Consider the following 21,365-nt stretch of genomic DNA (forward strand, 5'->3'; position numbering starts at 1 on the left):
GACTCGGGCCAGGGCGAACCGGTCGAGGTCGTGCTTCACGGCCCGCCCCTTCGCCGTGGCCCTTTCCCGGCGTAGGCGATTTCCCTATTCAGCTCAACCCCGCATGGGCTTCCGGCCTCATCTTGTCTGCCCGGTCATTGCCGTTCGCGGCGTGGTTCGTGACACGCGGGTTTTCACTTGCTCGATGAGTGCGTTTCGCTGATGCAGACCTGTTGGAAGTCCGCTGCCGGTACGTGGCGGCGCCATTCCGCAGGTGTGAAGGGCCGGCCCGCGATCTCGCACACAGCGGCGGCCAGGTCCCGGGGGACAGCGACATTCCACAGGCGTACGGTCTGATCCAGACCTGCGGTGGCGAGCCTGGTCCCGTCGCGGCTGAACGCCACGGCGGCTGTGACCTCCTGGTGGGCGGTGAGCGGGCTGCCGATGGGACGGCCGGTGGCGACGTCCCACAAACGCACCGTGCGGTCTTCACCTCCGGTGGCCAGCATGGCCCCGTCGGGGCTGAACGCCACGGAATAGACCGAGTCCTCGTGACCGGTGAGCGGGTTGCCGATCTGACGGCGATCAGCGACGTCCCACAGGCGCACCGTATGGTCTTCGCCTCCAGTGACCACTTTCGTCCCGTCGGGGCTGAACGCCACGGCATAGACCATGTCCCGGTGGCCGGTGAGCGGGCTGCCGATCTGGCGGCGGGCGGCGACGTCCCACAGGCGGACTTGTCCGTCCTTGCCGCCCATGGCCAGGGTGCGGCCGTCCGGGCTGAACGCCACCGAAGGCACATCTTGGCTGGTGAGCGGGTCGCCGATCTGCCGGCGGCCGGCGACGTCCCACAGCCGTACGGTGGTGTCGAACGAGCTTGTGGCCAGCTTGGTCCCGTCCGGACTCATCGACATCGACATGATGGATTCGGAGGGGCCGGTGAGAGGCTCGCCGATGGGACGCCGGGTGGCCACATCCCACAGCCGTACGGTGCGGTCGTTACTGGCACTGGCGAGAGTCTGCCCATCCGGGCTGAACGTCACCTCGACCACCTCGTCCTCGTGGCCGGTGAGCGGGGAGCCGATCTGACGGCGGCCGGCGACGTCCCACAGGCGCACCGTGTGGTCTTCACCTCCGGTGGCCAGCTTGGTGCCGTCCGGGCTGAAGGCCACCGCGCGCACAGACTCGTCGTAGCCGGTCAGGGGTTCGCCGACGGGATGTCGGGCGGACACATCCCATACCCGTACGGTGCCGTCGCCGCTGCCGCTGCTCCACAGCGTCCCGTCGGGCGAAAAGGCCATGGACACCACGTAGCGCCCGCTGAGAGGGGCGCCGATCTGACGGTGGGTGGTCATGTCCCACAGCTTGATCTTCCCGGAAGAGGCGGTGGCAAGGACGCTTCCGTCTGCGGTGATCGCCGCGGGATTGCCCCAGACCAGGTCTCCCTCCATAGGAGGGCCGATCTGACGGCCCGTCCTGACGTCCCATGCCCGCGCTGTTGTGCCCTCAGTGGTGATCAGGGTACGTCCGTCCGGGCTGAAGACCATCGCGGCCACACCTTGGCGGCCGGATGACCCCTTGATGGAGATGGGGTGGATCTCGCGCAGGGTGATGGTGTCCCACAGGCGCACCGTCCCGGCACCGTCGTGGGTGCGGGCCATGACCCGCCCGTCCGGGCTGAAGATCGCCGAGATGGAGCCGACGTAATCGGGCGTGCGCTCGGCCGCGATCAGCGAACGGCGACTGACATCCCACACGCGCATCATCCCGCCGGTGTCCATGCTGACCAGGGTGCGCCCGTCCGGGCGGAACGCCACCGCAAGAACGGGGTCGGTCGCGGTGAGCGGCGAGCCGATCTGACGGCGGGTGGCCACGTCCCACAACCGGACCGTGCCGTCCCATGAGCCACTGGCCAGGATGCGTCCATCCCGGCTGAACGCCACCGAGGACGCCGTTCCCTTGTGACCGGTGAGCGGGGCGCCCAAAGGGCGGCGGGTGGCCGCGTCCCAGAGCCGTACGGTCGCGTCGCTGTTGTGCGCCCCGGCCATGACCCGCCCGTCGGGGCTGGCCGCCAGCGCGTTCATGAGTCCGGGCAGGACGGCCCGTTCGGGCCGGCTGAGCACGTTGACCATCGCGAGGCGCGCTTCGGGGGTGCGAGCGAGCGCCCAAGCAGTGGTGGCCAGCCGCGCGGCGGTGGCGGGATCACCCGTCAGCGATTCACTCTGGGCGGCGAGCTTCCGGGAGAGCGCCTGCGCGCGCTGGAACAAAGCCAGATCACGCTGGCGGACGGCGAACCCGCCGGCTGCCACGGCCAGGATCAGCAGCGTGGTGAGCAGGGCGATGACCTGGCGCCTGCGGCGGGCCCGGCGGACGGCCAGGCGATGTCCGGCGGCTTCGGCCGCCAGGGAAGCGTCCAGGAATGCCCGTTCAAGGGTGGTCAGGGCGGCCGGTTGGGAGTCGGCCCACTCCCGGGCGGTGCTCAGCCGAGGGCCGCGGTACAACAGCGAGGTGTCGCGCTGCTCGTGTTCCCACGCCTGGGCGGCCTCAGCCAGGCGTCGGTGGGTACGCAGTCCCGCGCGGTCGGCGTGGATCCATTCGCGGAGTCTGGGCCAGGCTCGCAGGAGGGCTTCGTGGGCGAGTCGGGCGGAGTCGTCGGTGAGGGTGAGGAGGCGGGCGGTGGTGAAGGCGTCGATCACCTGTGCGGTGGGGCCAGGTGGGAAGTGGGCGGGTGGCAAGGCGCTGATGTCGATGGGGCGGCGGGTTTCGGCGCCGGATTCCTCGACGCGGACCATGTGCAGGAGCAGGCGGCGGGCGATGCCCTGGGCGGTGGGGTCGAGCGCGGTGTAGACCTGTTCGGCGGTGGCGGCGACGGCGCCTGCGATGCCGCCGGTCTTGCGGTAGCCGGTCACGGTGAGGGTGTCGCCTGTGCGGTGTTGCCAGGTGGTGAGCAGGGCGTGGGAGAGCAGGGGGAGCGTGCCCGGCTCGTGGACGTTGTCGTGCTCGTCGATCGTGGCCGGTACGCCCATGTCTCTGAGCAGCAGCTCCACGAGTGCGGGTTCGACGGTGAGGCCGGCTTGGCGGGCGGGGCCGGTGATGGCGGTGCGGAGTTCGGCGACGTTCATGGGGCCGAGGGGGAGTTGGGCTTCGCGCAGGGCGGTCAGGAGGGTGGGGTGGCTGAGGCAGTGGCCGTAGAAGTCGGCGCGCAGGCCGAGGACCACCAGCGCGCCGGCACCGGCCAGGGCGTCGATCGCGGACAGGAAGGCGCGGCGCTCGGTCTCGTCGTTGCAGAGGGTGAAGATCTCTTCGAGCTGGTCGACGATCAGCACCAGGCGGCGGGTGGTGCCGTGGAGTGTGTTCGTGATCTGCCTGGTCAGGTCATCGGTGGGGTCGAGGCCGATCCTGGCCTGCAGGGCCGCGACGGGGTGCTCGCCGGGCGTCAGCACGATGACCGGCCATGAGCGGGAGCCGGGTGTGGGCAGCGTTCCCCGGCCCAGGGCGGGGAGGAGACCGGCTCGGAGCAGGGAGGTCTTGCCCGCTCCTGAGGGGGCGACGACGATCAGCGGGCCGCGCGGTGGGTCGGCCAGGCGGGTCAGCAGGGCGCTGACGGCTCGATCGCGGCCGAAGAACCAGCGGGCGTCCTCCGGCTCGTACGGTCGCAGCCCTCGGTAGGGGCAGCCGCCGCCGGGCGGGGCGAGCGCTTCGGCCAGGTCGGTCAGCTCGCCGCCGGTCTGCAGCGCCGCGTCGCAGGCGCGGGCGACTCCGACCGAGAGCGCCTTCTCGCCGGTCTCGACCTTGCTGAGGTAGCCCTTGGTGTAGTGGGTCAGCCGCGCGAGCTCGTTCAGCGACAGCCCGCGCGCCACCCGCAACCGCCGCAACACCGCACCAGGAGTCGTCTCCACAGTCACTCTCACAACTTTACAAAGAGTGATCAATGCATTGCAGAGGGTGGCCAATCTTGCGGCGATACCTCCCGGTTTTCTTGGGCGGGGGCTGCGATCAGGCATGATTCTCGGATGGTGAGGATCGAGACGCCGTGGGGGCCCTGGGAGGCCGCGCCGCTCGGCGAGGTCGTCGCGCTGATGCGCGGGCTGGCGGCGCCGTGGTGGGTGGCCGGCGGGTACGCGATCGAGCTGGCCGTGGGCCATGCGTATCGCGACCATGGGGACGTGGACATCGCGCTGCCGCGTCAGGACCAGCTCGCCGTGCGGCGGCTGTTGGACGGCTGGGACGTCCACGTCGCGGCCGTGGCCCGGACACTGCGGCCATGGGCGCCGGACGAGGTGCTGCCCCAGCAGGCGCACGACATCTGGGTCCGCGAGCACCCGGAAGGACCGTGGCGGTTCCAGCTCATGCTGGACGAGACCGACGGAGCGGAATGGATCTACCGGCGTGACCCTCGGATCCGCCGCCCGCTGGCCGGGCTGACCCTCGAAGAGGACGGTTTCCGCCGGCTTGCCCCAGAGGTGCAGCTGCTCTACAAGTCCAAAGGCATGCGGCCGAAGGACGAGACCGATTTCGAGAGGGTCCTCCCGCTGCTGAGCGACGGGCAGCGGCGCTGGCTGGACGAGGCGCTGGAGATGACGCACGGCACACATCCGTGGCGCGAGCGCCTGCGCCATTTGAGGCGGCTCCCACCTGGGGCTTCGTCGGTCGGCTGAGGCGGGCGGAAAGAACAAGACTGTCGTCCGCTGACTTTCTCCGGCACGGTTGTCGGCATCTCCACCCCACGCCGACAGGAGCTCCAGCATGTCCGAAACCGTGCCGCCGCATCTCGCGGGCAACAACGCTCCGGTCGCCGACGAGGTGACCCTGGAGCCGTCCGAGGTCGTCGGTGAGATCCCGGCCGAGCTGAGCGGGCAGTTCTTGATCTACGCCTACGACCTCACCGGCGGCGGCGAACGGGCGGTGCACCGCCTCCCTCCCGGCCACACCTGCGGCGAGGCCGTCTTCGTGCCCCGGGGGACCGGTGAGAACGAGGGCTACCTGATGACGTTCGCGCACGATCGGCGTGCCGGTACGAGCTACCTGGCCATCCTCAACGCCGCCGACCTGGCCGCGCCCGCGCTCGCCGAAATACACGTCCCGGTACGCATCCCCACCGGTTTCCACGGCAACTGGACCCCGGCCTGAGCATCGCAGGCTTACGGCAGGAGCTTGGTGAGAAGGCTGCGAAGTTCCCGGGCGCCGTCCGGGCCGAGGAGGTCGTCGAGGTCACGCTCCATGCCGTCCAGGGCTTCCCGCACCGCCGGGATGCGGTCGCGGCCGAGGCCGGTGAGCTGGAGGGCGTAGCGGCGCCGGTCGTGGGGGTCCTGGCCCCGGGACACGATGCCGGCCTGCACCAGCTCGTCGACGAGGGACGCGGTGGCCGGCTCGGTCAGGTGCAGGTATCGCGCCAGGTGCTCCTGCGGGCAGGGGCCGAGCCGGTCCAGGGCCGGCAGCAGGGCGAAGTGGCGGGTGCGCAGGCCGTACGCCGCGAGCCGATGATCGCCGAGACGACGCAGCCGGTAGTGGGCCTGCGCTATCAGGTGCTCGATGCTGCGGATGGCGGACGGCCCGTCGTCGGCGACGATCGCGGTCAGCAGCGTGGTGAGGCGCCGCCTCTCATGCTCGGTGAGCGCGCCGGTGAGCCGGGCGTCGCGGGCGGCGACGGCGTGGCGCATGCCGTCCAGGGCGCCGCGGCCCGCTTCGGTCAGCGACAGTACGTAGGTGCGACGGTTGGCCGGGTTGCGGGTGCGGATGACGTAGCCCTGCTCCTGGAGCCGGTCGAGCACCTTGACCATGATGGTGCGGTTGATGCCGAGCCGGTGGGCGAGATCCTGCTGGGAGGGGGAGTCTTCGTCGGCGAGGACGTCGAGCACCACGAACTCCCGCGACTGCGGCCCGTCCTTGACGGCATGAGCGGTGACGGCGGTGAACACGCGGCGCACCAGGTGGCCGGTGGTCGCGTGCAGCGGTCCTGACTCGTCGTCTACGACGTTGCTCACCTGATCGGGCACGACCCTCACCCTAGCAGAGATGACAGTTACATCGTGAATAGTTGGAATGTTGACAGTTGGAGTGATGCAGATCTAGAGTCCAGGCGCAACTCAGCGAAGGGCTGGAAAAATCGTGAAATCTGTCGCCGTCCTCGACTCCTACCTCGCCTACCAAGAGATCGGGCAGGGGGAGTCGCCTGTGGTGTTCCTCCACGGCAGCCCCACTTCGTCCTACCTCTGGCGCAACGTCATCCCGTACGTCACCGACCGCGCCAGGGTCCTGGCCCCCGACCTGATCGGGATGGGCGCCTCAGGGAAACCGGACATCGGCTACCGTTTCGCCGACCACGCCCGCTACCTGGACGCGTGGTTCGAAGCGATGGGGCTGGAGGAGGCCGTCCTGGTCGGCCACGACTGGGGCGGCGCGCTGGCCATGGACCGCGCCGCCCGCCACCCGGGCCAGGTGCGCGGCATCGCCCTCCTGGAGACGTTCCTGCGCCCGCAGATGTGGGCCGAACTGCCGCAGGACGTGATCGACCATTCCCGAGCGCTGCGCACGCCCGGCCTTGGCGAGCGGCTGCTGCTGGAGGAGAACGCCGCCATCGAGTACGCCCTGCCCCACCCCTTCGCCATCAAGACCGGCCTCAGCCCGTACGACCACGACGTCTACCGCGCGCCCTACCCCGACCCGTCGTCCCGCCGCCCGCTGCTCCAGTGGCCGCGCGAGATCCCCTTCGACCGCGAACCGGCTGACGTGGCCGAACGCATGGACGCCTACGGCGTATGGCTCGCCACCAGCCCAGAGGTGCCCAAACTGCTCCTCACGGTCGACGACGGCGTCGGCATCGCCTCCCAGCAGATCGTGGACTGGGCCCGCCGGCACATCGCGGCCCTCGAGATCGAAGGCATCGGACCGGCAGGCCATCAGGCTCCCGAGGACCAGCCCCACGCCATCGGCCGGGCCCTCGCCGGCTGGCTGAGCCGCCACCGCCTCCTCGTGCCGCCGCGAGATCACCAGAGGTGATCGGCGCGGCCCGGCTCCATCGGGCGCGCCGGTCAGTCGACGCCTTCGATGATGCGGAAGTCGCGCTCGAAGCCGTCGGGGAGGGCCACCAGCGCGTTCTGGTACGCCTCGCTCTCGTACGTTGCGACGGCCTGCTCAAAGCTGTCGAACTCGATCAGCACGACACGTTGCGTGACTCCGGCCTCGTGGGCGACGATCCGGCCGCCACGGGACGGAAGGAGAGCCAGGTTACGCCCACCCCCCGCCTGGACGGCCAGACCGGCCAGCTTGTCGTAAGCGGTCAGCCGCTCAAGGTCGGGACTGTCGGGGTAGACGCTGACCCAGTAACCCTTTGCCATGGAAACCTCCTGTGTTGGGCTCAGATCGATCGATATATGCGCAGGTTAGGGCTTGATGAGCGGCCGAGGGAAAGACCGGTTCGGGCTAGACTCAGAACGAATCGTTATTAATCGGCGGGGGAGGGCTCGTGGCCCCGGACACGGTGAGCCTGCGGTACTTCCTGGTGCTGGCACAGGAGCTGAACTTCACCCGCGCGGCCGCGCGGATCGGTATCGCCCAGCCCGCTCTCAGCGCCCGGATGCGCCGCTTGGAGTCACAGCTCGGTACGCCTCTGCTGGTCCGCAACACGCGAAGCGTCGAATTGACCGCGGCAGGTGCGGCTCTGGCGGAGGCCGCACCACCCGCGCTGGCGGCACTGGACCGGGCATGGGACACCGCCAGGAGCGCCGCAACCGGCGGACTGGGCACGCTGCGCATCGGATACAGCCTCAGCGCCGGAGCCGAGACGGTCCCGGCCCTGGTGGACAGGCTGATGCACGGCACCAGCGAACTCGAGGTCGGCGCGGTCCCGATGGCGACACCCGAGATCACCCCCGCGGTCGCCGACGGCCGCCTCGACGCCGGGATCACCCGCGGTGAACAACCGGGCCGCGGCGTGCGCAGGTACCTGCTGCGACGTCTACGCGTGGGGGTCCAGCTGGCGGAGCACCATCCGCTGGCCGAACACCCGGAGATCGAGATCGCCGACGCGGCGGCGTACCCGCTGAGGCTCCCGGACCGTGCGGCCAATCCCGTGATCCACGATCAGCTGTCCGCACTGTTCCACGACGCCCGGCCACACCCTCGCTTCCACACGCCCGCGGTCTCTTACGACATGTCCCAGCGCGACCTGCGCGACGGGGTCACCCTCGCCCCGGCCGGAGAAGCCGCGGTGACGGTGCAGCCGGCCGGTCTCACCTGGCGGCCGCTGCGCGGCGCGCCCAGCCTGACGATCCACCTGGTCCTCCCACGCGAGCAGTCGCCGCTGCACCGCCGCATCCGCGCCGTCGCCAGAACCCTGGCGCAGGAGCTGCACTGGCTGGCGGACTGACGCCCAAGGCGGGACGGTCACGTACTCCTGAACAACCGGTCCAGATGCACGTCGATCGCGGCGAGCGCGTCCTGGGGCTCGATCACGTCGAGTTCGATCAGGGAGGTGAAGCCGGTGAGGGCGAGAAGCAGGTTGGTCTCGGTCGCCGGGTCGCGGCCGGGGTCGATGTGCCCCTCGGCGATCGCCTGGCGGACCACCTCCTCGACGAGGGCCCGCCCTTGGACGAGGCCGCGGCGCGCCTGCTCGTGCACGGCTTCGTCGTGCAGCGCCTCCAGGACGTAGGCGGCGCTCATCCGGCTGGTCGCGCGGGCGTCGGCGTGCAGGGGGAGCATTTCCGCGAGCGCCAGTCGCAGCACGTCACGGGGGTGCGGACGGTCGCCGAGCTTCTCGAGCCCTTGGCGTACGCGCACTGAGGTCTGCTCGGACGCGAAGTCCATGGCGAAGGAGAGCATGGCGGTACGGGAGGCGAAGTAGTGCTGCAGCTGCCCGAGCGACATGCCCGCCTCCTGCGCCACCACGCGCATCGTCAGCTGGGTGACACCGCGCTGCTCCACCACCCGCCACAGTGCACGGGCGATCGCTTCGCGGCGTTCGCGGTGATCCACCTGCTTCGGCATCGGCGGCTCCTCCCTCGTGCTGTTCTAATACAGTTGACATAATACAGTTGACCGATAATGCGAAGGAAGGCATCGTCATGAAGGTACGGACCGCAGAAGGCGTGGTGCAGGGGCGCCGACGGCAGGGGCACGCGGTGTTCCGCGGCATCCCGTACGCCCAGCCCCCGGTCGGAGCGCTCCGCTTCGCCGCGCCCGCGCCGCCGCAGCGCTGGGAGGGGACGAGGCCGGCGGTCGAGTTCGGCCCCGTGGTGCCGCTGTCCCTGCCGATCGACGTGCCCCCGCAGGGCGGCGACTGGCTGACGCTCAACGTCGGCACGCCGGATCCCGGCGCGGCGGGACTGCCGGTGCTGGTGTGGATCCCCGTGGGCGGCTACCTCTCGGCCGCCTCGAGCGACCCGATGTACGATCCGGCGGCGCTGGCCGAGGCGGGAGTGGTCGTGGTGACCATCAACTGCCGCGTGGGCGCGGAGGGATTCGCGTTCCTCGACGACGCGCCGCCCAACCGCGGGTTCCTCGACCAGATCGCGGCGCTGGAGTGGGTGCAGCGCAACATCGCCGCCTTCGGAGGCGACCCCGGCCGGGTCACCGTGGGCGGGGTGTCCGCAGGGGCGGGCTCGGTCGCCGCCCTCCTGACGATGAAGTCCGCGCGCGGCCTGTTCCGGCGGGCCATCGCCCATTCGGTGCCGGGGCTGCACAGCACCCCCACGCTCGCACGCCAGGTCACCGCCGCGTTCGCCGACCGGCTCGGCGCGGCGGCCCCCACCGCCGAGGCCCTGCGCGGCATCGACCCCTGGCACCTGGCCGCAGAGCTCACCTCCTTCAACGCCGGCCTCCACACGCACCGGGAGAGCTGGGGAAGCCTCACGGAGACCGGCACCGCGCTGTGCCCCGTCGTCGACGGCGAGGTCCTCACGGAAACGCCCTGGCCCGCGTTGACCGGCGGGCGCGCGAGCGGAATCGAACTGCTCGTCGGCCACACCCGGGACGAATTCCGGTACTTCAGCGTCATGGGCGGACGGTACGGCACCTTCACCGAGGAGGACGCCCACGCGGCCCTGGAACTGCTCGCCCCGCAGCCGGACGGCGCGCCGGCCTACCGTGCCGCGTTCCCGCAGGCAGGGCCGGACGAACTGGTGGAGACGGTGTACTCCGACGCCCTCTTCCGCATGCCGTCACAGAAGCTGGCCGAGGCGAACGCCGCAGCCGGCGGCACCTCGTACCTGTTCGAACTGTGCTGGGCCGCCCCGGCCCTCGGCGGCATCCTGGGCGCCTGCCACAGTCTCGACGTGCCCCTGGCGTTCGGCACGCTGGACAGCCCCGTCGGCATCCAGCTCATCGGCGAGCAGCCCACGTCCGAGGCCATCGCGCTCTCCAGCGAACTCCAGGAGGCATGGGTCCGCTTCATCACCACCGGCGACGCGGGCTGGCCCGCCCACCGGCCCGGCGAGCACCTCACCCGCGTCCTGGACGTCGAGCCGAAAACCCTGCCCTACCCCGAACAGGCATCCCGCCAGATCTGGGAAGGCCACTTCCCGGCCCCCTTCGATCTCCCGTGATGTTGACGATCCGGGGTGATGGGGCGATGTACGAATCGGACCCCGGGAAGGTTGGTTCGCCTGGCCACGGCGGCGCTGAGCGTCAACCGTGGCCTGGGCTGCGGTTCACGCCTTGGTCCTTGCGCTGTGCGCAGGCGTGCGCGGAACTCCTCGATGCGCGGATGGATCAGCCGGTCCCGCAGGCATCGGGCCAGCTCGAGGCCGTGCTGGATGTCGGCGAGCACGCCCACCAAAGCCAGTCCCGTACGTGGGGCCCTTGGAGGACCACCACCGGTAGATCGTCTTCTTGCTCACACCGGCACGAGCCGCGATCCCCTCGACCGTCGTCCTGACGTACCCCTGCTCGGCACACAACACCAGGGCGGCGTGGTCGGTGGAGCCAAAAAGACGCAAACGATCGAGTCCGCCAAGCAGGCGGCCGGAAACAGGCGGGTCAGCCTCTTGGGAGGCAGCATCTCCAAGACAGTGCCTCGCACTGGGGCTCGTCGACGAAGTCCAGCTGCACATCCTGCCGATCCTGCTGGGTGAGGACGTCTCGCTGTTCGCAGGACTCGGAAAGCGCATCGACCTCGAACGCGTCGAGACCCCCGCATTCGCCGGCGAGACGCACCTTCGCTGTCGCGTCCGTTCTTGAATGACGCCCGACGCTGCCGCCCTCGATCCTGACAGGCTCACCGTAGCCATCGTTGCGGACCTCCACGGCGCGCGGGAAGCGCCTCTGCTCCCGGGCGTCCAGCGCCTGGGAGGGCGAGATTGGGCGGGGTGTCGCGGGGGACCTGGACCGGGCGTGGCAAAGATATGCAGAAAGGGGGACGCGTGGACGGAGCCGCTCCGGCGATCCTTCCGGCATGAACATCGTTGCCTCACTCGTCGTCGGCGCGGTCACCGCCGTCGCTCCGGTCACCGCCGTCGCTCCGGTCACGGCCACGCCGCTGTCGTGGCAGGACTGCGGGGACGGTCTGCAGTGCGCACAGATCCAGGTGCCGGCCGACTGGGCCCGCAGGTCAGGGCAGAAGGCGACGATCGGTCTCGCCAAGCTGCCCGCTCAGGACCAGGCCGGCAAGAAGGGCGTGCTGCTGGTCAACACCGGTGGGCCTGGTGAGCAGATCGCGCTTCTCCGTCAGGCGAAGGAGTCCTTCGCAGATCTGACCAAATGGTTCGACGTGGTGATTTTCGACCCGCGGGGGTTCGGCAAGTCCAGCGTGATCAACTGCCCCATCTCAGCACCGTTCGCCACCGAGTGGGTGTTTCCGAACAAGGACGCATACGACGCGTACGCTGCGAAGAACCGCGCTTTCGGGCAAGCATGCGCCAAAGAGGCCGGGCCGCTGTCGGGCAGCCTCAACTCCTGGCAGATCGCGCACGACATGGAGGCGATCAGAAAGGCCCTGGGACAGGCCAGGCTGACCTACCTGGGCAACTCGCACGGCACCGTACTCGGGCAGGCCTACGCCGAGTTGTTCCCCCGCCAGGTCGGCCGGATGTATCTCGACAGCGTCTTCGACCACACCACCCCCGACCTGCGAACCTGGCTCAAGCCACGAGCCAAGGCCCTGGAGGCCAACTTCAAGCGCTTCGCCGCCTGGTGCCGGGCCACCGCCACCTGCGCGCTGCACGGCAAGGATCCGGTGGCCGTCTGGGAAGAGGTGATGGCCAAGGCCCGCCGCGAGCCCATCCCCGCCCCCGAAGCCGGTCCCGGCGTACGCATCAGCGACACCCAGATCGCCTCCCGCGCCCACTTCACCCACGAGGCCACCTGGGAGCGCCTGGCCGCGGGGCTCGCGCGAGCGCAGGCCGGCGACGCCTCGTTCTTCGCCAAGGTGCAAGGAGCACCGGACCCCGACCTGTCGCGCGTCATCCTCTGCGCGGATCTGCCTTACCCCGGATACGCGAAGGTCAAGAAGCTGGAGAGCGTCCTGCGTCGTGACACCCCCCACATCGGGTGGCGGGCCGTGTGGCTGATGGCCAACCACTGCGCCGGCCTCCCGCCGACCAGGACGTACGCGCCCCACCCCATCAAGGCGCCCGGCCTGCCCCCCGTGTTCATCGCGGGCGGCGCGTATGACGACACCACCCCGACCGCGGACGGCCGCCGGCTGGCCGCCCAGCTTCCCGGGGCCCGCTTCCTGCCGGCCATCGGCGGGCATGCGCTCTACCTCTCCGGCCACCCGTGCGTACGCGAGCACGTGCACCGCTACCTGACCACGGGCCAGATGGCGCCGCGCGGCGCCTCCTGCGGACCGGCGAAGTAGCGTTGCCGCTGTGTACGCCAGAGAGGGACTCTTCGTGCTCGCGGCCACGGCCGCGCTCACCGCATTCGCCATACTCGACGGCGAGCCACCACCGTGGCCTGAGCTGCCCCTCCTGGCGGGTGCCAGCCTCGTCGCGGCCCTGCCGCTGACGTTGCGTGACCGCCTTCCGCTGACAGGAGCGCTGCTGTCAGCGGCGATAGCTTTGCTCGGGCTGGCGATCCCAGGGTGGCAAGGCCGGCTGGTGACCATGGTCATGTTCGGCGCGGCGGCCTTCCGCCTGCCGCGCCGCGCCTGGCTGGTGATGAGCCTGTCCATCGTCTGGACCACCGGTTACGGCCTGCTCATCCCGCAGGCACAGGCCGGGCTTTCCGTGGTCACCGACCTGGTCATCATGGGTGTCGCTCCGGTCGCGGTCGGCCTCGCCCTGCAGCTGTACGGTGAGCGGGCCGCACAGGCGGCACGGCTCGACCACGCCGAGGCCCGCCGCGCCATGGCGGAGGAAGGCGCCGCGCTCGCCCGCGACGTCCACGACAGCGTCGGCCACCACCTCACCGCCATCCGCATGCAGGCCACCGCCACCCGCCGAGCACTGCGCGGCCAGGCGCAGACCGCCGACAAGGCGCTGGACACCATCGCCGAGCTGTCCGCAACCGCGTTGAACGAGGTGCGCGCCCTTCTCGACTCACTACGTGAGGCACCCACCGGACCGGACCTGGATGAGATCGAGAGCCTCGCCGAGCGGCTCTCCACCCCACGGCTGCCGATCTCGGTCCACCGCGCCGGGGCCGGCATCACGCTGCCGCCCGCTGTCGGCCACACGGTCTACCGCGTCGTACAAGAAGCGCTCACCAACGCCGTCCGCCATTCCGGAGCCGGCCACGTGGACGTCCACGTGGTGTGCGGCCCGGCCGCCGTGACGGTCTCGGTCACCGACGACGGCCACGGCCGTGCCGGAGCGGAGGGGCGGGGGATCAGAGGCATGCGCGAGCGTGTGCACCAACATGGCGGCACGTTCGTGGCAGGCCCGGGGCAGGATCACGGCTGGCAGGTGGAGGCCGTCGTTCCGATCGGGCCCGTCGGTTCAAGGAGGGCGGCGTGACGATCCGAGTGGTGATCGCCGATGATCAGCCGGCCGTACGTGACGCATTGCGCGTGACACTGGACGGCGAGCCCGACATCAAGGTGGTCGGTGAGGCGGCCGACGGAGCCGAGGCCGTCCACCAGGCGCTGTGGCGGCGCCCCGACGTGGTGGTGCTGGACCTGCGCATGCCGTACGTCGACGGGATCTCCGCGATCCGGCAACTGGCCGGCATGGAAGCTCCGCCGCGGATGCTCGCGCTGACGACGTTCGACACCGACGAGTACCTCTTCGGGGCGCTCCAGTCGGGGGCCTCGGGGTTCCTGCTCAAGGACAGCGACCCCGAACTGCTCCTGGAGGCGGTGCGAGCGCTGCACCGCGGGCACGGGCTGGTGGACCCTCAGGTCACCACCCGGTTGATCCACCGATTCGCGAGCCTGTCGCCCGCGTCCCCCGCCGACGCGCAAAAGCGGCTCACTGCGCGTGAGCTCGAGGTGCTCCGGCACCTGGCTCGCGGGCTGAGCAACGCGCAGATAGCCCGAGCCCTGACCATCGAGGAAGGCACGGTCAAGAACCACGTCGCGAGTCTGCTGCGCAAACTCGGGCTGCCCACGCGGGTGCGCGCGGTCATCTACGCCTACGAGCACGGCCTGGCACCGCGCCACTCAGAGGGTGTTTCGATCCCCCATAAGTGATACGACGAGCTCGTCACTCGCGGCCGGGAGCTGGTCGAGCTCCAGACCCGTTCCACAGGCTGCATGACCGGCAATGCGCGTAGCTCGTTCTCAGGGACTCGCTCACCTGCGCGGACCCGTGGATCCGTGACCAGGTGAGTGCTCGTTGCGGCGCATCGACGGTTCGCCGTGCCCACCTGCGGAAAGTCTCCGCACCATCGCTTCACTCCTGCGGCGCTTCACCCATGGGTGCAGGACGAGCAGCCCGCGCGCTCGGGATCAGTGCTGCGCCCAGCCTGCATCGAGAAGTCGGAAGAACCCCGACCATCAGATCGACGCGCTGCTGCGCGCGGGCGTCGACCGCAACGACATCCATTTGGACAAGGCCAGTGGCGCCAAGGCCTCCCGGCCCAGCCTCGACCTGGTTCTCAAGCTGCTGCGCGGGGGCGACACGCTGAAGGTCACCCGGCTGGACCGGCTGTCGCGCTCAGTCCTGCACTTGGTCACCCTCGGGGCGGACCTGCGGATGCGCGGGGTGGGACTGCATGTGATCGAGCAGGGGATCGACACCGACACGATGGAGGGCCGGGCGATGTTCGGCATGCTGTCGGTCCTCGCCGAGCTGCAGCGCGAGCTGATCATCGCCAACACGATGGACGGCCTGGCCTCCGCCCGTGCCCGCGGCCGGGTCGGTGGACGCCGGCCCAAGCTCACCGCCGACCAGGCCGCCCTCGCCCAGGAGCTGTATGACACGCGGGACAAGACCGTCCAGCAGATCGCGGACTTGTTCGGGGTGCCGCGCTCGACGGTGTACGGGCACCTGACGGGCGACACCGTGCGCCGCCAGCCAAAGAAGACCCTGGACAGGGCATAGGACCCGGTAGGGATCTTGGACCATCCGGTCGAAATTGGGGGGCAGACCAAGTACGGGGTCGAGGAACGGCGGACAGCCATTGGCGCTGAGAAGGATCTTGAGTGCAGTGAACCGAGGCTGCCCCTGGGGCCAAGCTTCCTTAGCTCGTTGGGCATCGGCGACAACGGGCGGTTCTATCAGGGCACCGGACTACCCTGTCGTTGTCGATCTTCACTGAGGTGCTGCCACGAGTGCGCCCAGGTTTGTTGCCCACACGGATATTGGGCGCTCTCTGCCCGCTCCGGAGGCCAACCGCAAAGCCACGCGCCGTTGCGCTCGGCGCGACTGCGTGGCCATTGCAGAATTGAGGTGGGTACTCAGGTGGAAGCCGCAGTGAAGTGTCCTGACATGTCGCGCGCTGCGCGTCTGACCGCCCACAGTGCCGTCTCCACATCCCTGGCCTTATGCAGTGACCGCGCCCTGAGCGAACTCGTGGACACGGCTGTGCCGCTCGGATCCGGCATCGGCGGGAAGTCGGCCCTGCTGGAGATCGCCGGAACCCCGGTCTTCGTGAAGCGGGTGCCTCTCACCGATCTGGAGAGGCAACCAGAGCATGTCCGGTCCACGGCGAATCTGTTCGACCTGCCTGCCTTCTGCCATTACGGCGTCGGCGCCATCGGCGGGCCGGGCTTCGGGGTCTGGAGGGAGCTCGCCGTGCACACCATGACGACGAACTGGGTGCTCGCGGCCGAACACGAGGGCTTCCCCCTGATGTACCACTGGCGGGTGCTGCCGGACTCGACGCCTCTGCCCGAAGAACTAGCCGACATCGACCAGGCGGTTGCCTACTGGGACGGTGGATCGCAGGTACGCCACCGGATCCAGGCTCTTCAGCAGTCCTCGGCGAGCGTCGCGCTGTTCCTGGAGTACATCCCGCAGAACCTGCACCAGTGGCTGGGTGTCCAGGTCGAGGCAGGCGACCAAGCCACCAATCGAGCCTGCGCCATGGTGGAGAGGGAACTGGCAGCCGGCATCTCTTTCATGAACAGCCGAGGGCTCCTGCACTTCGACGCGCACTTCGAGAACATCCTGACCGACGGCCAGCGCCTCTACTTCGCCGACTACGGCCTAGCCATTTCCTCCGGGTTCGAGCTGTCGCAGGACGAGGCCGACTTCTTCGGCCGGCACCAGACCTACGACCACTGTTATTCCGCCAGGTATCGGGTGGACTGGCTGGTCACCGCTCTGTACGAACTGCGGAGGGAGGACGGGGAAAGCCGCTACAAGTGGGTGCGCGCCTACGCGGAGGGCGAGCGCCTCACAGGAATCCCGGAGGAGGCCGCGGCGATCATCGCCCGGCACGCGCCGATAGCCGCCGTGATGTCCGACTTCTTCCGCACGTTCCAGCGCCAAAGCAGGCAGGCCCCTACCCGCTGGAGAAGATTCGCCAGCTTGGCGGGTGATTGACGCGCGTCACAAATGAGGATCTTTCATCCGTAAGCGCGCCTAAATCCTTCTCAGCGCCAACGGCTGTCCGCCGGTTTCTCGGCCCCTAAGTACGCCAGAAAGGGTTAATAGGGCTGGTCAGAGGCCGTGACTTGTTGCTTACTCGGCATGACCGTCAGGCGAGCCCGGCGGAGGGCCGCGCGATCCAATGTCCCGACAAGTCACTGGAGCTCCGGCATATGATCATGCGCATATGAGCGACCTCACCGAACCCCCGATCGCCCGGGTGGACGTCGTGCGCGAGACCCTCCACGGCATCACACTCGAGGACCCCTACCGGTGGATGGAAACCGAAGGCGAGGAGTTCCACCACTGGCTGGACGGCCAGGCCAGGCACGCCCGCGAGCACCTGGACGCCCTGCCCCACCGCTCCGGCCTGCTGACCCGGATCCGCGAACTGGGCAGTGCGCTCACGCGGTACTTCGGCCTCGCGATGGCAGCCGAGAGGGTCTTCGCCCTGGTACGCGAGCCGGACGCCCGCGTACCGGTGCTGACGGTGACCGAGGCCGACGGAGCGAGCAGGGTCCTGTTCGACCCCGGCACGGTGCCCGGCGACGGACACCACGCCATCGACTGGTACGTGCCCTCCCCTGACGGCCGCTACGTCGCCTGCGCCGTCTCCGCCTCCGGGTCGGAGAACAGCTCTATCCACGTGATCGACGCCGACTCGGGGGTCCTCCTTGAGACGATCCCGCCCACGACGCGTTTCGCCTTCCTGAGCTGGCTGGAGGACAGCCGGTCGTTCGTCTATCACCGCTACGTGGAGCAGCACCTCTTGAACAGCCGCTCATTCCTGCATCAGCTGGGCGCCGACCCGGCGCAGGACACGGTGGTGCTGGCCCGCGGCCTCAACCCCCACGTCGAGCTGACCCCGCGGGACCGGCCTTTCCTGGTGGTGCCGCCGCACGGCGAGTGGATGCTGGCGATCATCTCCCACAGCGCGCTCAGCCCCTGGCCCTGGACCAGCGAGCAGCTGAGCGACTGCACGGTGTACGTGGCTCCGCGCGCCGGGCTGGCCGACCCGGCAGCTTGCCCGTGGCGGCTGGTCGCGGGCGTGGCGGACGGCGTGACCGCCTTCGCCACCAGCCACGACACCCTCTACCTGGTCTCCCATCGGGACGCACCGCGCTCCCGCGTGCTGGCCGTTCCGCTTGCCGCACCAGATCTGTCCTGCGCCCGGGTGGTCGTGCCCGCCAGTGAGCGGGTGGTGGAGACGGTGCGGGTGGTGGGGGACCGGCTGCTGGTGCGCGATCTCGACGGTGGCGTCAGCCGGGTACGGCACGCACCCCTGTCCGGCGGCGAGCTCGCCGACCTGCCGATGTCGTTGGAAGGCGCGATCCTGGAGTGGACCACCCATCCCGAACGGCCCGAAGCCCTGCTCCTGATGGCCAGTTGGACCGACGCGCCACGGCTCTACCGCTACGACGGCGACGGCCAGTCCTTCCAAGACACCGGGCTGGCACCGCGGTCGTCGGTGGACTTCGGCGACGTGTACGCCCGTACCCTGCACGTGCCCGCGAGGGACGGGACGCCGATCCCGCTCACGGTCATCCACCACAAGGACCTGAAGCTGGATGGCGACAATCCGGCCGTGCTCACCGGCTACGGCTCCGGCGGGCTCATCGACCTGCCGGAGTTCCATCCCGAGATGCTCGCCTGGTACGAGCTCGGCGGCGTCTACGCCGTCGCGCACCTGCGCGGCGGCGGCGCCTACGGCCGGGAGTGGCACGAGGCCGGGCGCGACGAGCGCAAGGAGGCCACCATCACGGACTTCATCGACTGCGCCGAACATCTCATCGCCCTCAGCTACACCCGTGCGGGACGGCTGGCCGCCGAGGGCGCCAGCAGCGGCGGCATCCCCACCGGCGGCGCGCTGGTGCACCGCCCCGAGCTGTGGGCGGCCATGGCGATGCACGTGCCGACGGTGAACGCCACGCGCAACGAGTTCACCGAGAGCGGGCCGATCAACGTGCCCGAGTTCGGCAGCATCACCACCGAGGAGGGCCTGCGTGCCCTGCTGATCATCGACGCCTACCTGCGGGTTCACGACGGCGTGCCGTACCCGGCGGTGCTGCTGACCACCGGCCTGCGCGACGCGCGGGTGCCGCCGTGGCAGCCGGCGAAACTGGCCGCCCGCCTGCAGGCGGCCACATCCTCCGGCCGGCCGGTGCTGATGCGCGTCGAGGAGCACGGCTGGCACGGCGCCGGCTCGACCCGAGACCAGGAGCAGGAACTGCTCGCCGATGTGCTGGCCTTTATCCTGCACGCGTCCGACGGGTCATAATGACGACAGAAATGTCGGGTACGGCACGCACGCGCGCCCTCAGCCACGTCGCGGCCCGGTCGATCCCGGCCTGCATGTGACGCTCAACTTCCATCCCGACCGCCTGGTGGGCGAGCTGGCGATCCGCGAGCGGCTGGCCAAGGACACTACGCCGGAGCCCTGGGGCACCCCCGAGATCGTTCGTTGCTCAGAATGGACCAGCTGACTGTTGATCCTCAGCGCCCGGCGCCGGCCCGAGGTCGAGCCGTTTGCCCATGTCGAGCTCGAACTTGCCGTACAGGTTCGAATGGGACCAGAAGAGAGCCGACAGGGCGCGCCGGTCGGCGTCGGTGAGCTTCTTTCGCCACTTCGGCTCGGCGAGGATGATCTGCACCATCCTGGTGTTCAGGTAGACGATCGCGGCCTGGACCAGGTGCGATCGATCTCCGCGCTGGTCAGATGAGGAGCAAGCCCTCGATCATCGAGACCACCTCGGAGTCCGTGGTGGATCGCACCTGGCTGTAGATGCACACGTTCTTGCGCTCGACGTGCCAATACACCATGATCCCGGCGCCGCCGTAGCGCTGGTGCCACTCGGTCATGAAGTTCGCCGACCAGGAACCGAACTTGCGCGAGTCCGACGCGCACGCCGTGCCCGGCCCCCACAGCGAGACGTCGCGCACCTCCAGCGTCTTGTTGACCACCGTGCGGATCGCGGCGCGCAGATTGTCGCGGTTGACGAACAACCGGCGGGTCCGGCGCAGCGCGGCCTCGGTGTCGGCCTCCATCCCCTCGATTGCCGCGGTGCCGTCGGCGACCCGTTTGATCCCCATGTTCGTGCCGAGCCCGAAGGTGCACAGCAGCAGCCGGCGGCGCAGCACCTTCGGGTCGGTCACCGTGCGCGAGGCCACCGAGGTGAACTCGCCAGTGAACTTCGTGGCGTGGTCGACGTTCTTGATCAGGTCCAGCAGGTCGATCACGCTCCAGCGGCGGGCGATCTCCTCCTTCAGCGCCTCCGGGTTCTCCGGCTCGATCTGCTTGCCCAGGGGCGGCACGCTGATCCACGGCTCGCCCTTCCTCCTGGTGATGCTCACCCCGCCCGTCGTGGCCTTCTTCAGCCCCTTGTTCAGCCGGTCCAACGCCGCCACGTGTCGCTTTTGCAGGTCGGCGATGATGTCGGCCGGGTCGCGGGGCTTGGCCAGCGCCTCGTAGTGCACGTCCCGGTTGTCCTCGAAGTCGGCGGGCAGGTCCTCATCGGGGTTGCGCCAGGTGTTGGCCCCCTCCACCCAGATCTCACGGCGCCGGATGGCCTTGCGCAGCGCGACCAGCACGCACAGCTCGTACGGGATCCGCTCCACCAGGCCACTGTCGAGGTCGAGGACCGCGTCACGCCAGTCCTCGGGCACCACGTGCTCCAGCGGCACCGCCTCGGCGGCGGCGTAGAAGTCGGCGTCGGAGCCGTCGTACCGTTTCAGCAGGTCCAGGGCGTCCATCACCGGCTTGAAGGTGTCGTTGCTGGAGCGGAACCTCACCGCCTTGAGCAGCTTGGGCAGGCCGCGCCGGTAGTGGTGGGAGAAGGAACCGCGCAGCTTGGTCCGCACCCGGGTGCGCAGCTCCTTCTCATTCGCCTTGGCCTCGGCGATGATGTCGGCCAGCGTCCGCTCACCGACCACCGGATATATGGCCTTGCGTACGATCTCCTCCGGCAGCTCCAGCGCCGCCGTCGCGAGCTTCACCAAGATCCCGATCTTGCCCTGCACCCGCCGGAACTCGACGTTGAGCTCACCCTCGACCTTCTTCTCCGCCCGCACGCTGATCTTGTGCACGAGCTGGATCAACAGCTCCACCAGCCCGTCGATCAGCTCCGCCTGCCGCACCCGGCACAGCGCGGCCAGCAGCGTGACGCGTACGGGCGCCGCTGCCGCCTCGAAATCGGAGGGGTACATCTTCATCGCCCGGGCCCGCCAGCCCGCTACGACCTTCTCCGAGACCCCCTCGAACAATGCGGCCGGAAGACCGATCGCCTTCACCCGCTCAAGCTTCACGATCTCCGCCAGCAACGTGTCCAGCTGAAACGACCCCGGATCCTCCTTAAGCTCCTGCAAGAACGCGCGCCGTCCGCCTTAGGCCGTGTTTCGAAAGATTACGTGTGAGGCGTGTCGATGATCGTTGAACGAAGAGGTCTCCGGTAGTTGGTTCAACGACCAAGAAGAACGAAA

At 69.5% G+C, this 21,365-nt stretch carries 16 protein-coding genes and 2 pseudogenes; 11 read left to right on the plus strand and 7 right to left on the minus strand.

Translation table 11 applies throughout. From position 1 onward, the window contains the following. Nucleotides 1-173 precede the first annotated feature (173 nt). The gene (locus AB0K28_RS26870) at nt 174-3,884 is read right to left on the minus strand and encodes a helix-turn-helix domain-containing protein (RefSeq protein ID WP_364375225.1); all 3,711 of its coding nucleotides are present in this window, start codon (nt 3,882-3,884) and stop codon (nt 174-176) included. Nucleotides 3,885-3,992: 108 nt separating this feature from the next. On the opposite strand from AB0K28_RS26870, the gene AB0K28_RS26875 reads away from it, so the two are divergent. Both AB0K28_RS26875 and AB0K28_RS26880 read left to right on the plus strand, forming a co-directional pair. Further along, complete coding sequence (locus AB0K28_RS26875) at nt 3,993-4,637, plus strand: amino acid transporter (protein ID WP_364375228.1); 645 nt, start codon at nt 3,993-3,995, stop codon at nt 4,635-4,637. Between the two features lie 88 nt (nt 4,638-4,725). Then, nucleotides 4,726-5,109 carry a carotenoid oxygenase family protein gene (locus AB0K28_RS26880; RefSeq protein WP_364375231.1) on the plus strand — a complete coding sequence of 128 codons (384 nt, stop codon included), beginning with the start codon at nt 4,726-4,728 and terminating at the stop codon, nt 5,107-5,109. An 11-nt stretch (nt 5,110-5,120) separates the two neighbouring features. Here the strand turns inward: AB0K28_RS26880 and AB0K28_RS26885 are convergent, their stop codons facing one another. Beyond that, a complete protein-coding gene (locus tag AB0K28_RS26885) occupies nt 5,121-5,975 on the minus strand; it encodes a MarR family transcriptional regulator (protein ID WP_364375234.1) in 855 nt (284 codons plus the stop codon). 112 nt (nt 5,976-6,087) lie between these two features. Between AB0K28_RS26885 and AB0K28_RS26890 the strand changes: the two genes are divergently transcribed. Then, entirely contained in the window at nt 6,088-6,978 is an 891-nt protein-coding gene (locus tag AB0K28_RS26890) for a haloalkane dehalogenase (protein ID WP_364375237.1), read from the plus strand. A gap of 32 nt (nt 6,979-7,010) precedes the next feature. Here AB0K28_RS26890 and AB0K28_RS26895 read toward each other — a convergent pair whose 3' ends face one another. Then, nucleotides 7,011-7,316, minus strand: a complete 306-nt coding sequence (locus tag AB0K28_RS26895; protein ID WP_345406597.1) for a DUF1330 domain-containing protein — start codon at nt 7,314-7,316, stop codon at nt 7,011-7,013. A 128-nt stretch (nt 7,317-7,444) separates the two neighbouring features. On the opposite strand from AB0K28_RS26895, the gene AB0K28_RS26900 reads away from it, so the two are divergent. Further along, entirely contained in the window at nt 7,445-8,347 is a 903-nt protein-coding gene (locus AB0K28_RS26900; protein ID WP_364375240.1) for a LysR family transcriptional regulator, read from the plus strand. Nucleotides 8,348-8,364: 17 nt separating this feature from the next. Here the strand turns inward: AB0K28_RS26900 and AB0K28_RS26905 are convergent, their stop codons facing one another. Next, nucleotides 8,365-8,964, minus strand: coding sequence for a TetR family transcriptional regulator C-terminal domain-containing protein (locus AB0K28_RS26905; RefSeq protein ID WP_364375243.1), 600 nt, complete (start codon nt 8,962-8,964; stop codon nt 8,365-8,367). Nucleotides 8,965-9,041: 77 nt separating this feature from the next. On the opposite strand from AB0K28_RS26905, the gene AB0K28_RS26910 reads away from it, so the two are divergent. Continuing rightward, nucleotides 9,042-10,520 (plus strand): carboxylesterase family protein, encoded by a 1,479-nt coding sequence (locus AB0K28_RS26910; RefSeq protein ID WP_364375246.1) that lies wholly within the window; start codon nt 9,042-9,044, stop codon nt 10,518-10,520. Between the two features lie 255 nt (nt 10,521-10,775). Here AB0K28_RS26910 and AB0K28_RS26915 read toward each other — a convergent pair. Continuing rightward, nucleotides 10,776-10,913: pseudogene (locus AB0K28_RS26915) on the minus strand (helix-turn-helix domain-containing protein); the annotation flags it as partial. 455 nt (nt 10,914-11,368) lie between these two features. Between AB0K28_RS26915 and AB0K28_RS26920 the strand changes: the two are divergent. The 6 genes from AB0K28_RS26920 (at nt 11,369) to AB0K28_RS26945 (ending at nt 19,167) form a co-directional block, all read left to right on the plus strand. Next, nucleotides 11,369-12,772: an alpha/beta fold hydrolase gene (locus tag AB0K28_RS26920; protein WP_364375249.1), complete on the plus strand. Its 1,404-nt coding sequence runs from the start codon at nt 11,369-11,371 to the stop codon at nt 12,770-12,772. A gap of 10 nt (nt 12,773-12,782) precedes the next feature. Further along, nucleotides 12,783-13,871, plus strand: coding sequence for a sensor histidine kinase (locus tag AB0K28_RS26925; protein WP_364375252.1), 1,089 nt, complete (start codon nt 12,783-12,785; stop codon nt 13,869-13,871). Then, nucleotides 13,868-14,545, plus strand: a complete 678-nt coding sequence (locus AB0K28_RS26930) for a response regulator transcription factor (protein ID WP_364375255.1) — start codon at nt 13,868-13,870, stop codon at nt 14,543-14,545. The genes AB0K28_RS26925 and AB0K28_RS26930 overlap by 4 nt, the downstream gene beginning before the upstream one ends. A 145-nt stretch (nt 14,546-14,690) precedes the next feature. After that, a complete protein-coding gene (locus tag AB0K28_RS26935; protein ID WP_364375258.1) occupies nt 14,691-15,398 on the plus strand; it encodes a recombinase family protein in 708 nt (235 codons plus the stop codon). Nucleotides 15,399-15,758: 360 nt separating this feature from the next. After that, on the plus strand, nt 15,759-16,844 hold the full coding sequence (locus AB0K28_RS26940) for a hypothetical protein (RefSeq protein ID WP_364375261.1): 1,086 nt from the start codon (nt 15,759-15,761) through the stop codon (nt 16,842-16,844). A 232-nt stretch (nt 16,845-17,076) separates the two neighbouring features. Next, complete coding sequence (locus AB0K28_RS26945) at nt 17,077-19,167, plus strand: prolyl oligopeptidase family serine peptidase (RefSeq protein WP_364375264.1); 2,091 nt, start codon at nt 17,077-17,079, stop codon at nt 19,165-19,167. Nucleotides 19,168-19,354: 187 nt separating this feature from the next. Here AB0K28_RS26945 and AB0K28_RS26950 read toward each other — a convergent pair. Then, a pseudogene (locus AB0K28_RS26950) lies at nt 19,355-19,585 on the minus strand (Tn3 family transposase); the annotation flags it as partial. Between the two features lie 16 nt (nt 19,586-19,601). Beyond that, nucleotides 19,602-21,206, minus strand: coding sequence for a Tn3 family transposase (locus AB0K28_RS26955; protein WP_364375267.1), 1,605 nt, complete (start codon nt 21,204-21,206; stop codon nt 19,602-19,604). Nucleotides 21,207-21,365 lie beyond the last annotated feature (159 nt).

The sequence above is a fragment of the Nonomuraea sp. NPDC049504 genome (assembly GCF_040676845.1).
Lineage (GTDB): Bacteria > Actinomycetota > Actinomycetes > Streptosporangiales > Streptosporangiaceae > Nonomuraea > Nonomuraea salmonea.